Here is a 13,923-nt window from a genome sequence, read left to right as displayed (position 1 = left end):
CCCGCCACGATCGGCCGATGCCCGATGCGCAGATCCTCCTCTACGACGGTTTCGACGAGCTCGACGCGATCGCGCCGTTCGAGGTCCTCGCCGCCGCCGGCTTCCGCTGCGAGCTGGTGGTCGACGGGGACGAGCGGTCGCTGGAGCGCCCGGTCGTCGCCACCCACGGGCTGCGGGTGCTGCCCGACGCGGCGCTGGCCGCCCGTCCCGACGTGCTGATCGTCCCCGGCGGCGGCTGGGCCGCGCGCAGCAGCGCCGGCACCTGGGCCGAGCACGAGCGCGGCGTCCTGCCCGCGGCGATCGCGGCCCGCCACGCCGCCGGCAGCGTGGTGGCCTCGGTCTGCACCGGCGCGATGCTGCTGGCCCGCGGCGGACTGCTGACCGGACGGCCGGCGGTGACCCACCGGGTGGCGCTCGCCGACCTGGCCGCGGCGGGGGCCGACGTCCGTCCCGAGGCGCGGGTGGTCGACGACGGCGACCTGCTGACCGGCGGCGGCGTCACCTCCGGCCTCGACGTCGCCCTGCGGCTGGTCGAGCGGTTCGCCGGGGCCGACGCGGCCCGGTTCGGGGCACTGCGGATGGAGTACGAGCCGCGGGTGACGGCGGTCGGCTGATGGGGTGCGGGTCGCGTCCGCCGGCGATGCGAACATGCGTTCGTGTCGTCCACGCCCTACGTCGAGCTGCACTGTCACTCGGCCTACTCGTTCCTCGACGGGGCGTCGCTGCCGGAGGAGCTGCTGCGGGCGGCGAAGCGCGAGGGGTACGGGGCACTGGCCCTGACCGATCACGACACGGTCGCCGGGGCGATGGAGTTCGCCAAGGCGGCGGCGGAGCTGGAGATGAAGGCGATCCACGGGGCCGAGGTGACCGTGGTGTCGAAGGGCCTGCCGCCGATGCGGGAGGGCCGGATGGTCGGCGACTGGGAGCTGGAGCGGACGCCGACCCGCCACCTGACGCTGCTGGTGGAGCACCAGCGGGGGTGGCGCAACCTCTGCCGGCTGCTGACCGTCGCCCACGCGCGCACGCGCGACCATCCGCAGCGGACCGCCGGCCGGCCGTGGATCACGATCGGCGACCTGGCCGAGCACGCCGAGGGCCTGGTCTGCCTCAGCGGCTGCGCCGACCACGGCTTCGACGACGCCGACGGGATCCGCTCGCTGCTCCAGGTCTTCGACCGCGACCACCTCTACGTCGAGCTCCAGCGCCGCTACCTGCGCGACGACCGCGATCACGCGCGCACGCGCACGGAGCTGGCGCGGCGGTTCGGCCTGCGCTGCGTGGCCACCGGCAACGTCCACGCCCATTCGCGCCAGCGCGCGCGGCTGCAGGACGCGCTGGTCGCGGTCCGCCACCGGACCACGCTCGACGCCTCCGAGCCGCTGCGCCGCGGCAACCACAGCCACGCCCTCGCCGGCCCGCAGGCGATGGTCCGGCGGTTCGAGGACCAGCCCGAGGCCGTGGCGGAGACGGTCCGCCTGGCCGAGCGGCTGGTGGACGGCTTCGACCTGACGACGAGCGTCGGCTACCGCTACCCGGGGCAGGAGGACGCCGAGATGCCGCGGAAGCTCGCGGCCGTCTGCAACGAGGAGTTCGAGAAGCGCTACGTGGACGAGCGGATCCAGCTCTCGAAGAGCGACCGGCGGTCGCCGGCCCAGGTCCGGGAGCAGGCCCGTCGCCGGCTCGACGAGGAGCTGCGGCTGATCGCCAAGCTCGACCTCTCCGGCTTCTTCCACCTCCACCACGAGATCCTCCAGCTCGCCGCCGAGGTCGCCGCCGAGGTCCGCGGCACGGCGGCGGCGCGGGCGCTGCTGGCCCCGGGCCGCGGCCGGGGGTCGAGCGTCTCCTCGATCGTCTGCTACCTGACCGGGCTCTCGCACGTCGACCCGATCGCCAACGACCTCTCGATCGGGCGCTTCCTCCACGCGGACCTGCAGCAGACGCTGCCCGACATCGACCTCGACTTCCCGCGCGACATCCGCGAGGTCCTGATCCCGCGCGTCAACCAGCGCTACGGGCAGGAGCGGGCGGCGCTGGTGGCCGCCTTCCCGACCTACCGCGCCCGCGGCGCGATCCGCGACCTGGGGATGGCGCTCGGGCTGCCGGCGGTCGAGCTGGAGCGGGTCGCCCGCGGGTCCGAGGGCTGGTCGGGGCGGAGCGTGGCCGAGGACATCGCCGCCGCCCTCGGGCTGCGGCTCGACGGCGGCGTCCCGCACGCCGACGCCCCGCTCCACGACGAAGGCTCCTCGCCGCCGCGCGAGCCGATCGCGCTCGGGCCGCCGGCGCCGGTCGCGCCCGGGATGGAGCCGCCGTGGCGGCCGCTCGAGGAGGACCCGGGCCGCGGGCTGCCGGGCCGCTGGGCGTGGCTGGCGCGGCTGGCCTCGATGGCCCACGGGCTCCCGCGCCACCTCTCGCAGCACCCCGGCGGGATGATCATCTCGACCCAGCCGCTGATCGACTGCTGCCCGGTCGTTCCCTCCGCGATGGAGGGCCGGCAGATGATCATGTGGGACAAGGACTCCTGCTCCGACGCGGGCTTCGCGAAGATCGACCTGCTCGGCCTGGGGATGCTCTCCTGCGTCGAACGCTGCGTCGAGCTGATCTCCGCCCGTCCCGACCAGGAGCAGCCGTTCGACCTGGCCCGGGTCCCGCTCGACGACGAGGAGACGTACGAGGCGATCCAGAAGGCGGACACGACCGGGGTCTTCCAGATCGAGAGCCGGGCCCAGATGGGCTCGCTGCTGCGGACCCGCCCGCGGACGCTGGAGGACCTGACGATCCAGGTGGCGATCGTCCGTCCCGGGCCGATCCAGGGCGGAGCGGTCAACCCCTACATCGAGCGCAAGCAGCGGCTCCGGGACGAGGAGGAACGCGGCGTGCCCGAGGCCCAGCGCTTCCGGGTGCCGGTCCTCCACCCGTCGCTGGAGGAGCCGCTGCGGCAGACCCTCGGCACGATCCTCTTCCAGGACCAGGTGGTGGAGATCGCGCAGAAGTTCGCCGGCTTCAGCCCCGGCCGGGCCGAGGGCGTGCGGCGAGCGATGAGCCGCAAGCGCTCGGAGGAAGCGATGGAGGAGCAGCACGAGGCGTTCGTGCAGGGGGCGATCCGCACCCACGACGACGTCACGCCCGAGCTGGCCGAGCACGTGTGGGGGATGGTCAAGGGCTTCTCCGGCTTCGGCTTCCCCAAGGCCCACGCGGTCGCCTTCGGCCTGCTGGCGTACCAGTCGACCTGGCTGCGGGTTCACCGGCCGCTGGAGTTCCTCTGCGCGCTGCTGAACGAGCAGCCGATGGGCTTCTACCCGCCGGACGCGCTGATCCACGAGGCCGACCGGCGAGGGATCGAGGTCCGGCCGCCCGACGTCCGCCACAGCGACGCCGAGTGCACCACCACCGCCGACGGGGCGATCCGGCTCGGGCTGGGCTACGTCAAGGGCGTCCACCGCCACGAGGTCGCGGCGCTGGTCGAGGAGCGGCGCGCGCACGGCCCGTGGCGCTCGATCGGCGACCTCGTCACGCGGCTGGGGACGAGCATCGGGTCGCTCGAGCAGCTGGCCTGGGCCGGGGCCTGCGACGAGCTCGTGGGTCAGGCTGGAGTCGACGGTGAGGGTTCGGTGCCGGAGGCCCGTCGGCGACGGGCGGCGCTCTGGCAGCTGGGGTTGCTGAACCCGGGGCGGCGGGTGCGCTCCGGCACCCAGCTGGCGCTCGAGCTGGAGGCGGCGCCGGCCGCCCGCGACCCGCAGCTGGCGGAGATGACGCCGTGGGAGCGACTGATCGCCGACTACGCCACCACCGGCCTGACCGCGGGACCGCACCCGATGCGGCTGCTGCGCAACCAGGTCGAGCCCCGCGGGGTCACGATCAGCGAGCAGCTGAAGGAGCTGCGGCACGGGCGCAGCGTCCAGGTCGCCGGCCTGGTCCTGGCCCGCCAGCGGCCCGGCAGCGCCAAGGGCGTCGTCTTCCTGCTGCTGGAGGACGAGGAGGGCACGATCAACCTGGTCGTCCCGCCGGAGGTCTACCTGCGCGACCGGCAGGCGGTCCGGACCGAGCCGCTGGTCGTCGCCGAGGGGCGGCTGGAGAAGCTGCCGGCGGGCGGCGGCCAGATCAACGTGCTGGTGCGGCGGATCCGGGCGCTCGACGAGCTGACCGAGGACACCGCGGCGACCGTCCGCACCCTGCGGACGCTGAGCCCCGAGCAGCTGGAGCAGCGCGCCCGGCAGGCGGAGGAGGAGCCGGAACTGATCGCGGTCGGCGGCGGGGTCGCCCCGCGGCCCGGCGGCTTCCGGCCGGTGGCCCCGAACGTCATGCACTTCGGTCGCGGGAGGGGCGGGCGCCGCTGAGCCGCCGATCGCGCCGCAGGATGGCGTCGCCACCACCGGTTCCCGGGGGCGCCACGCGCGCCGCGTGCGCGCGCGTACGTGCCACGGAACAGGGGCGATACACAAGAACTTCCTGCTCCTGCAAGGAATCGTGCAGAAGGCCCTCGACGGCGAACGCGTTGTGCAGTCGCCGGCGACGCTGCTATCCTGCCCGCAACGCTGAATTTCCGGAACCACGCCTGCCGCCGGCGTCCGGAAAGCGGGGGACCCATGTATTGGGGCGAATCGGCCTGACGGCCGTAGCGCACTCCAGCGCGAGTCCGACAGCTAACCCCGTAAGCGCTGCTGGAGAACCGACCGATCATGGCGAACGACCGCGACGAACCCTGGTGGGCTGACGCGCAGGACTACCGTCACAGCGCGCCGCGCCGACGAGTCCTCGACGAGCGCACCCCTTCGCGCTACGACGACGAGCGTGGGGCGTCCGCCGCTGCGCGCCGCCGCCGTGCCGCCGCCGCCCGGGCCGCGGCCCAGCAGCGTCGGGCCCGCCAGCGCCGGCCCGATGCGGTCGAGTACCAGTGGGTCGACGAGTCGCCCTTCAGCAACGAGGAGCGCGGCGACGAGCGTCACCGGATCGAGCGCGAGCGGCACCGCCGCGCCCGGGAGCGCTCGCGCGAGGTCCCCGCCGGGGCCCGCCCCGGATCCGACGTCGCCCGTCGCCCCGGCAACCGTCGGCCGGCCCGCCGTCGCACCAGCAGCCCGGTCGCCCGACCGGAGAAGCTGCTCCTCTACGCCGCGCTGCTCGGCCTGTTCCTCGTGCTCGCCGCCGCGACCACGTCGGACGCCGCCGTCGTGCACCACGCGCTGACCGCCGGCCGCTAGCCGCCGGTCGCCTTCCTCGGCCTCCCGCTCACGGGGGAGGCTTCCTCGAACCGACGGCGCTCGCCCGTCCGCTCCGCCGTCCCCGAACGGCCCGCTCGCCCGGGCTCGCGACGGCCGCGAACGCTGCTCCCACCGGCCTGCGGCAGATCTCAGTCGGCCTGTGTGATATCTGGCGCGCTTGGGTACTTGCATACCAGCGATCCGGTGCCTACACTAATCATCGGTAAGCCACTTCACTTGATGAAGTACGAATAAAGATCCCGCTGGAAGGTCGCGCATGCCCAACGCGATGAGCCGTTTCACCATCCACGACGACCTGTCGGCCCCCGAGGGGTCGCTCCCGGTCCTGAAGGGGGCGCTGCACTCGGCCGGTCAGCTGCCGAACCTGGTCGGGGTGCTCGCGGGTTCGCCGGCCGCGCTCCGCGGATACGCCCGCTTCCGCAACGAGCTGCGTCACGGCGTGCTCGACACCCAGACCAAGGAGCGGCTGTCGCTCGCCGTCGCCGAGCACTTCCGCTCGGCGCCGGGGATCAAGATGCACAGCCGCACCGCGCGGATCGCCGGCCTCGGCATCGACGAGGTCCAGCTGGCCCGCGAGTTCCGCTCGGCCGACGAGAAGCAGGACGTGCTCCTGCGCTACGTCGGCCACCTGCTCCAGCGTCGCAGCCAGCCCCCGGCCGCCCTCCAGGAGGAGGCGCTGGAGCTGGGCTGGACCGAGGAGGAGCTGCTCGAGGCGATCGCCTACGGCTCGGTCGAGGTCTTCTCCGCGCTGGTCAACATCGCCGGTGACGTCCCCGTCGACGGTTCGATGGAGGAGTCCCGCCAGCTGCGGGCCGCCTGATCGTCCGTGGTGCCCCGGAGGCCGTCCGGATCGGGCGGCCTTCGGCGTTCCCGCGCGAGCGCGACCGGCCACGCCGCCGCGACCGACCGTAGGATCAGCACCGTGGGGGAAGGGACTCGATGATCGCCGAGGACCAGGACGACCTGCCGGATCGCGGGTGCTGCCCGCACTACCACCTGGCCGTCGAGCTGATCGGGCGCCGCTGGACGGGCGCGATCGTGGCGGTCCTGCTCACCGAGGGTCCGCAGCGGTTCAGCGAGGTCGCCGCCGCGGTGCCCGGGCTCTCCGATCGCGTGCTGTCGCAGCGGATGAAGGAGCTGGAGCTGAGCGGCGTGGTCGAGCGCCAGGTCCATCCCGGCCCGCCGCTGCGGGTGCTCTACGGGCTGACCGCGAAGGGCCACGAGCTGCGGCCGGTGGTCGCCGCGCTGGAGCGCTGGGGACAACGTTGGATGGCCGATGATGTCCCGACGGCGAACGGCCCCGGCGCGCCGCTCGGCTAGCCTCCAGCGTGCGCTCGCGCGCACCGACCCCTTCCGCAGGAGCGAACGACACCGTGGCCGACACCCCGCGCACCCCCGAGGACGTCAAGCGCCTGGTGGCGGAGCACGACATCCGCTTCGTCCGGATGTGGTTCACCGACATCCTCGGCCAGCTGAAGTCGTTCTCGGTCAACGCCTCGGAGCTCGACGACGCGTTCGAGGGAGGGATGGGCTTCGACGGCTCCTCGATCACCGGCTTCAACGCCGTCGAGGAGTCGGACATGATCGCCGTGCCCGACGCCTCGACCTTCGCGATCCTGCCCTGGACGCCGAAGTCCGAGGGCGTCGCCCGGATGTTCTGCGACGTCCACACGCCCGAGCGGACGCCCTACGAGGGCGATCCGCGCTACATCCTCCGGCGCGCGATCAAGCGGATGGAGGCGATGGGCTTCGACAGCTTCAACGTCGGTCCGGAGCTGGAGTACTTCCTGTTCAAGGACAGCCGCGAGCCGGAGCCGCTGGACGAGGGCGGCTACTTCGACCTGACCGCGCTCGACGCCGGCTCCGACGTCCGCCGCGACACCGCCCTGGCGCTCGAGGCGATGGGCATGAAGGTGGAGTACAGCCACCACGAGGGCGGTCCGTCGCAGCACGAGATCGACATCCGCTACGCGGACGCCCTCAAGATGGCCGACGACTGCATGACCTACCGGTTGACGGTCAAGGAGATCGCGATGCAGCACGGCTGGCACGCGACCTTCATGCCGAAGCCGATGACGGGCGAGAACGGCTCGGGCATGCACACCCACCTGTCGCTCTTCCGCGACGGGCGCAACGCCTTCTACGACCCGGACGATCGCTACTTCCTCTCCGACGTCGGCAAGGCGTTCATCGCGGGGCAGCTGCGCCACGCGCGCGAGATGTCGGCGATCTTCGCCCAGTGGGTCAACAGCTACAAGCGCCTGGCGCCCGGCTACGAGGCCCCGGTCTACGTGGCCTGGTCGCGCCGCAACCGCTCGGCCCTGGTGCGGGTGCCGCTCTACCACCCGGGCAAGGAGCAGGCGACGCGGATGGAGCTGCGCTGTCCCGATCCGGCCTGCAACCCCTACCTGGTCTTCGCCCTCCTGCTGCACGCGGGCCTGGACGGCATCGAGCGCGGCTACGAGCTGCCCGAGCCGATGGAGCGCAACCTCTACCACCTGTCGCCCGACGACCGCCGGCGGCTGGGGATCGAGCAGCTGCCCGAGACCCTCGGCGAGGCCGTCGAGCTGGCGGCCGAGTCCGAGCTGGTGCTGCGGGCGCTCGGCGAGCACACCCTCGACCGCTTCGTGGAGATCAAGCGCGAGGAGTGGGAGGACTACCGCGTCCAGGTGACGCGGTGGGAGCTGGACCGGTACCTGCCGGTGCTCTGAGGGGTGGCGGGGCCGAGGGCTCGTGGTGTCGGCGCTGGCCCTCGGCACGATCGGCGGCGCCGAGGCTTCCGCGGGCCAGGAGTGGATGTACGACGGCGCGTCGGCGGGCGACCGTACGGTCACCGGCTCGAGCAAGAACCTGACGAGCGTCTCGGGGGCGGTCTACAACGCCTATCCCGGCCACGCGGTGGCGTGCGTCAACGCGCTGGAATCCAACGGCGAGCCCGCGGGGAGCTCCTGGTGCACGCCGGCGGACGTGACCGGCAGCCAGGGCGTCACGCACCCCTACTGCGGCTGCAAGCCCAGGCGAGGACGCGTCACCGTCAGTTCGTCGTCGGACACCACCTGGTTCACCGCCTGGCAGAACTGGTAGGCGGACGGGCGCCGGCGGCACCGCTCCCGTCATGCGACGCTTGCGCTGGGCGGTCGCTGCCGCGCTGCTCCTGACGGCGCTGGCCGTGTCCGTCGTGACGGTCCGAGAGCGAGGCGGCGCGGAGACGCCGCAGCGCGGACGCGATCTCGACGAGCGCGCGCCGGGGCTTACAGCGGCGGAGACGTTCGGCGTTCTCCGGACGCCGTCGCCGGTCGCCGTTCCTCCACGCGTGCGCCGGTTCATCAGCGCGATGGACGCACGCCTGAGAGCGGTCGCGCGGCCCAATCCAGCGCTGGCCCGCGCAGCGGTTCCGCGCGGAGGAGATCCGCGCAGACCGTGGTTCCTCGTCCCTGGGGCGAACGCGGTCTGCCTCGTCATCGGCGACGGGACGGGCGCCTGTCAGCCGCTCGACGCGGCCAGGCGGAATCGCCTCCAGATCCTGCAGACGAGCTCGCCGGCGAGCGCCGTCGGCCAGAACCGGGGAGCTGGGCCGCTGAGCGCATCACTGCCGCCCGTGAACGTCGTGCGAGGGGCGATGGCGGACGGCATCGAGATGGTCCGCGGGAGAACCGCCGACGGGCGGACCGTGACGGCGACGGTACGGGACAACGTCTACGAGCTGGCCGGTCGCGGCCTCACCATCGACGTCGTCCCGTACCGCTAGGCACCCGACCAGCCGACTGACGATCGGCTGGCCGGACCTGCCTCCGGGGCTAGTAGTAGCGCCGGAAGGTGCGGAAGTTGAAGCCCAGGGACTTGTTCTTGTCGAGCTTCGAACCGACGTGGACGAAGACCGTCCAGGTGCGGTACGCGCGCTTCGGCGGCAGCAGGCGCTTGACCTTCAGGTAGCCGCAGGCGTTCGGCCGGCCGAGCTTGACGCGCTTGACGACCTTGTTGCTCGAGCCCTTGCCGCTGACGTACGACGCGTAGAGCGAGCCGGCGCCGAACAGCGGGGTCAGGCCGGAGACGCGCCACGTCCGCTTGCGGAACGGGTTGCTCGGCTTGCGGGCGATGTCGAGGGCGGCGTTGGTCGCGCGCACCGTGGTGTTGCCGGTGACGACCGGGCCCGAGGCGCCGAACTCGGTCACCTTGACCGGGAAGCTCTTGCCGCTGACCGGGCCGATCGTGCCCATGCTGAACTTGCCCGTCAGCGTCGGCGTGGCGTTGCCGGCCCCGTCGAAGGTGCCGGTGGCCGAACCGTAGCCGTCGACGATCACCTGGTACTGACCACCCGGCGTACCGCCGGAGATCGTGAAGGTGATGTTCTCCGACTGCTTGGTCGGGACGTTCGTGTAGCAGGCCTTGGTCGGCGCGATCGTGGCGGCCGACGCCGTGGCCGGGACGCCGACGGCAAGCACCGCGACTGGGGCGGCAACGAGCAGGGTGCGAAGCTGCATGTGGTTCCTCGGGGGAGAAGGGAGGGTGGGACAACGCGACCCGGGCATCCCCGGTGCCGCGTCGCCGCACCCTACTGGCTCGCGCGGGCCACGGCGCCGATCCCCCGGCCCCGCTTGGACGGTGTAGACCGGCGGTCCCGGTCAGCCGTCGAGCGCGGCCCGCAGGGCGTCGGGATCGGTCACCGGCGCCCGGCACGCGAACCGCTCGCAGACGTAGGCCGCCGCCCGGCCCGCGAGCGGCGGGCGGTCGCGCAGCAGCGGCACGCCGCCGTCGTCGACGCCGTCCCCGACCGCCAGCACCAGGCCCGGCCGCGGTCGCTCGCGGACCACCGCCACCAGCGCCGCCCGCTGCTCCGGCGGGCCGACGATCGCGACCTCGCGCGGGGGACGGTGGTGCTCGTCGAGGGTCAGCAGGGCGTACGCCACCGCCTGCGGCGCCCGTCCGGCCACCGTCGCCGCCAGCCGCAGCCAGCCCTCGGCCGCCGCCGCCCGCTCGGGCTCGCCGGTCAGCGCCGCCAGCCGCAGCAGGCCGCGGGCCGCCGCCGCGCCGCCCGAGGGCGCCGGCGCGTCGTCGAGCTCGATCCGGCGCACCGGCAGCGGCTCGGCGGCGTCGACCGCGGTCGAGAAGAACGCGCCCCGCTCCGGGTCCCGGAACCGCTCGACGATCGCGTCGGCCAGCTCGCCCGCCCACGCCAGGTGCGTGGGATCGCCGCCGGCCTCGTAGAGCGCGACCGCCGCCTCCAACAGGAACCCGTGGTCCTCCAGGACCGCGTCGTGGCGGGCCCGGTCCGCCTCCACCCGGTCCGACCAGGTCCGCCGCAGCCGCCCGTCGACCGTCAGCTCGCGCCGCACGAACGCCGCCGCCTCGACCGCCACCGCCAGCCGCCGCTCGTCGCCGAAGGCGGCCGCCGCCAGCGCGAAGGCGTGGATCGCCAGGCCGTTCGCGCCGGCGATCCGCTTGTCGTCGACCCCCGGCCGCACCCGCGTCGCCCGGGCCGCCAGCAGACCGGATCGGATCCGCTCGACCGTCGCGTCGTCGGGCCGCTCGCCGCGGTCCTCCAGCACGCTCGCGCCGTGCTCGAAGCTCCCCTCCTCGGTCACGCCCAGCCAGTCGATCGCCGCCGCCGCGTCCGCGGGCTCCAGCGCCGCCCGCAGCTGCTCGGGCGTCCAGACGTAGAACCGCCCCTCGACCCCCTCGCTGTCGGCGTCGAGCGCGGCGAGGAACCCGCCCTCGGGGCCGCGCAGCTCGGCCTCCAGGAAGTCGAGCGTCCGCTCGGCCGTCTCGCGCAGCCGCTCGTCGCCCCACAGCCGCCAGCCCTCGACGTAGGCCCGCGCCAGCAGCGCGTTGTCGTCGAGCATCTTCTCGAAGTGGGGGACCGTCCAGCTGGCGTCGACCGCGTAGCGCGCGAAGCCGCCGCCGAGCTGGTCGTGGATCCCGCCCGAGGCCATCGAGCGCAGCGTCTGACGGGCCATCGCCGCCGCCCGCCGCCCCGGCTCGTCGTCCTCGGTCGCCCGCTGGAGCAGGAACAGCAGCGCCGCGTGGGGCGGGAATTTCGGCCCGTCGCTGCCGAAGCCGCCCTGGACGCTGTCGTAGCCCGCCGCCAGCCCGCGGACCGCCTCGTCCAGCAGCTCCGGACCGGGCACCGCGTCGGCCGGGGTCAGCCGCACCGCGCCCGAGAGCTGGGCCGCGACGTCGGCCAGCTGGCCGCGGATCTCGCCGGCCCGCTCCTGCCACGCCTCGGCGACCGCGTCCAGCACCATCCGCCACGACGGCATCCCGCGCCGCGGTTCGGGCGGGAAGTAGGTGCCGCCGTGGAACGGCTGCTGCTCCGGGGTCAGGAAGACGTTCAGCGGCCAGCCGCCGTGGCCGGTCATCGCCTGGACCGCCTCCATGCAGAGCGCGTCGACGTCCGGCCGCTCCTCGCGGTCGACCTTCACGCAGACGAACCGCTCGTTCATCAGCGCCGCCACCGCCGGATCCTCGAACGACTCGTGGGCCATCACGTGGCACCAGTGGCACGCGCTGTAGCCGATCGAGACCAGCAGCGGCTTGTCCTCGCGCCGCGCCCGCTCGAGGGCCGCCGCACCCCACGGCAGCCACGCGACCGGGTTCTCGGCGTGCTGGAGCAGGTAGGGCGAGGTCTCGGCGGCGAGCGCGTTCGGCATCACCCCGCAGCCTCGCAGAGCGGGCCCGCGGGCCTGCGGACGCTCAGCGACGGCCCGCCAGCCGCTCGATCGCCCGGGTCGCCCCGTCGCTCAGCTGCTCCAGCTGGTCCGGGTCGAGCCCGAGCAGCTCCAGCAGCCGCCTCGGGTCGCCGAGCGGGTTGCGGACCCGGTAGCGGCCCGGCCGCAAACCGCGCCCGCGGACCTCGACGACCGCCGTCTTGCGGCCTCCCAGCGCACCCGTGACCGCCGTGCCCGGCACGTAGCCCAGCCGTCGCAGCAGCAGCCGCGCGTCGGTCACCCGCAGGTAGCCGCTGCGGAGGCCGGCGATCCGGAACGAGACCGGCGCCTGCTCGTCGTCGGAGAGCAGCTGCGTCAGGTCGAGCTCGCGCAGGATCCGCTGGAACGTCACCGTGACCGCGTCGTCGACCGTCCGCTGGGCCACGGCCTGGCCGCGGGCCCGCGGGCTGCGGCCGAGCTCGCGGGCCGACGCCGGCGGCAGCGGCGACGCGGGCGGGGCGGGGAGGGCCGAGCAGCGCGGCGGCGCCCCACCGGTCGCGAACCGCGCCACCGCGCCGCGCACGCAGGGACGGTCGGCGAGCAGCAGCGAGTGGCCGGCGCCGGGAGCGACGAGCAGCCGCGCGCCGGGGATCCGGGCCGCCAGCCGCTCGGCCGCCGCGGTCGGGGTCCGCTGGTCCTCGCGGCCGCTGAGGATCAGCGTCGGCACCGTCGGCAGCGGACCGACGGCGGCCGCCGGATCGGGCCCGGTCGGCCACCAGGCGCAGCTGCCGGCCATCCCGGCGGCGATCAGCGCGTCCGGGGACCAGCCGCCGCGGTCGCCGGCGGGCCGCGCGTCGAGGGCGGCGCGGGCGGCCGCCAGCCGCGGCTCGCCGACCGCGGTCGCCGTCGTCCACGGGAACGCGGTGTCGCGGCAGGCGACCGCCATCAGCGTGCCCAGGCTCAGCCGCCCGGCGGAGCCGGCGGCCGCGGTCGGGTCGCCGTCGTCGTCGGGCCCGTCGAGCAGGCCGGTCTCGCGCGCGAGCCGGACCAGCGGCGCCGGATCGCCCTCGGCGGCCCGCCGGATCGCCCCCGGCAGCGGCGCCCGCAGCAGCGGGTCGACGTCGCCCAGGCTGCTCAGCTGGAGCAGCGCGTCGCCGCCGATCGTCGTCGGCACCCGCCGCCCGCGACCGCCGTCGATCGCGGCCCGCACGGGCAGCCGGGCCTGCAGCCGGACCAGGTCGCCGCGCGGGTCGCGGGTGACCCCGGCGCAGGCGCCGCCGCGACAGGCGCGGACCAGCAGCTCGCCCGCCGCGCGGGCGCTGGCGAGCCCGAACGGGTCGTCGCCGGCGCCGTCGACCGGGGAGTCGAGCAGCAGCCCGGAGACGCGGTCGGGATGGGCGGCGGCGTAGCGCTGGGCGGTGTAGGTGCCGTAGGAGACCCCGACCACCAGCAGCCGCTCGTAGCCGGCCGCGGCACGGACCTGGTCGAGGTCGGCGACGACGTCGGCGGTGCCGTAGCGGTCGGCCGCCGGTCCCAGCCGGCGGGCGCACGAGGCGAGCGACGACCGGTCCCGCAGGTCGGTCGGGCTGGCCAGCTCGGGGCAGACGATCAGGTCGGAGGAGCGACCGGTCCCGCGGGTGTCGACGGTCAGCAGGTCGCGGCCGCGCAGCAGCGGGGCCAGCGGCGCCAGCACCGCCGCGTGGGAGGACGTGGTCGCCTCGCCGGGGCCGCCGGCCAGGAAGAGGACCGCCTCCGGCCGGGCCGCGAACCGCCGCCGTCCGGCCTGCGTCCGGCGGACGGCCAGGCGGACCTCGCCGGCGCTCGCGTCGGTCCGGTCGAGCGGCACCGCCACCCGCGCGCACTGGGTGCGGCCGGGCTGCTGGCTGCCGCAGGAGCGGAAGGCCGCGGTGGGTGGCGCCGCCGCCGCGGGGGAGGCGAGCAGCGGGACGAGCAGGGTCGCGGCGAGCGCGATCGCGCGGCGGGGGGTCGGCACACGCGCCAGGCTACTGAGCACCGTGTCCGAGACGATCCCCGGCTGGACGGGCGGTGCCGGCCGCCCTGCG

11 protein-coding genes and 1 riboswitch are annotated in these 13,923 nt (G+C 74.7%); of the genes, 8 read left to right on the top strand and 3 right to left on the bottom strand.

Annotated elements, in window-relative coordinates:
* Window positions 1–17 precede the first annotated feature (17 nt).
* From SH587_RS06425 to SH587_RS06390, 8 genes are all read left to right on the top strand, one after another.
* Window positions 18–614 (top strand): DJ-1/PfpI family protein, encoded by a 597-nt coding sequence (locus SH587_RS06425; RefSeq protein WP_320669754.1) that lies wholly within the window; start codon window positions 18–20, stop codon window positions 612–614.
* Window positions 615–656: 42 nt separating this feature from the next.
* On the top strand, window positions 657–4,334 hold the full coding sequence (locus tag SH587_RS06420; RefSeq protein ID WP_320669753.1) for a DNA polymerase III subunit alpha: 3,678 nt from the start codon (window positions 657–659) through the stop codon (window positions 4,332–4,334).
* 186 nt (window positions 4,335–4,520) lie between these two features.
* A riboswitch (cyclic di-AMP (ydaO/yuaA leader) is annotated at window positions 4,521–4,670 on the top strand.
* A 6-nt stretch (window positions 4,671–4,676) separates the two neighbouring features.
* Window positions 4,677–5,195: a hypothetical protein gene (locus SH587_RS06415; protein ID WP_320669752.1), complete on the top strand. Its 519-nt coding sequence runs from the start codon at window positions 4,677–4,679 to the stop codon at window positions 5,193–5,195.
* Window positions 5,196–5,484: 289 nt separating this feature from the next.
* Window positions 5,485–6,036 carry a carboxymuconolactone decarboxylase family protein gene (locus SH587_RS06410; protein WP_320669751.1) on the top strand — a complete coding sequence of 184 codons (552 nt, stop codon included), beginning with the start codon at window positions 5,485–5,487 and terminating at the stop codon, window positions 6,034–6,036.
* A 119-nt stretch (window positions 6,037–6,155) separates the two neighbouring features.
* Entirely contained in the window at window positions 6,156–6,536 is a 381-nt protein-coding gene (locus SH587_RS06405; RefSeq protein ID WP_320669750.1) for a winged helix-turn-helix transcriptional regulator, read from the top strand.
* Window positions 6,537–6,589: 53 nt separating this feature from the next.
* The gene (locus SH587_RS06400) at window positions 6,590–7,927 is read left to right on the top strand and encodes a glutamine synthetase family protein (protein WP_320669749.1); all 1,338 of its coding nucleotides are present in this window, start codon (window positions 6,590–6,592) and stop codon (window positions 7,925–7,927) included.
* A gap of 22 nt (window positions 7,928–7,949) precedes the next feature.
* Window positions 7,950–8,300 carry a hypothetical protein gene (locus tag SH587_RS06395; protein ID WP_320669748.1) on the top strand — a complete coding sequence of 117 codons (351 nt, stop codon included), beginning with the start codon at window positions 7,950–7,952 and terminating at the stop codon, window positions 8,298–8,300.
* Window positions 8,301–8,331: 31 nt separating this feature from the next.
* Complete coding sequence (locus tag SH587_RS06390; protein ID WP_320669747.1) at window positions 8,332–8,964, top strand: hypothetical protein; 633 nt, start codon at window positions 8,332–8,334, stop codon at window positions 8,962–8,964.
* A 49-nt stretch (window positions 8,965–9,013) separates the two neighbouring features.
* On the opposite strand, the gene SH587_RS06385 is transcribed toward SH587_RS06390, so the two are convergent.
* The 3 genes from SH587_RS06385 to SH587_RS06375 form a co-directional block, all read right to left on the bottom strand.
* Window positions 9,014–9,697 carry a hypothetical protein gene (locus tag SH587_RS06385; RefSeq protein ID WP_320669746.1) on the bottom strand — a complete coding sequence of 228 codons (684 nt, stop codon included), beginning with the start codon at window positions 9,695–9,697 and terminating at the stop codon, window positions 9,014–9,016.
* A gap of 141 nt (window positions 9,698–9,838) precedes the next feature.
* Complete coding sequence (locus SH587_RS06380; protein ID WP_320669745.1) at window positions 9,839–11,863, bottom strand: thioredoxin domain-containing protein; 2,025 nt, start codon at window positions 11,861–11,863, stop codon at window positions 9,839–9,841.
* A gap of 43 nt (window positions 11,864–11,906) precedes the next feature.
* Complete coding sequence (locus tag SH587_RS06375) at window positions 11,907–13,853, bottom strand: alpha/beta fold hydrolase (protein ID WP_320669744.1); 1,947 nt, start codon at window positions 13,851–13,853, stop codon at window positions 11,907–11,909.
* Window positions 13,854–13,923: the final 70 nt, after the last annotated feature.

The sequence above is a fragment of the Patulibacter defluvii genome (assembly GCF_034096925.1).
Taxonomy (GTDB): Bacteria; Actinomycetota; Thermoleophilia; order Solirubrobacterales; family Solirubrobacteraceae; genus Patulibacter; species Patulibacter defluvii.
Note: the sequence above shows the minus strand (reverse complement) of the source record. Positions and strands in the feature narration are given on the sequence as shown.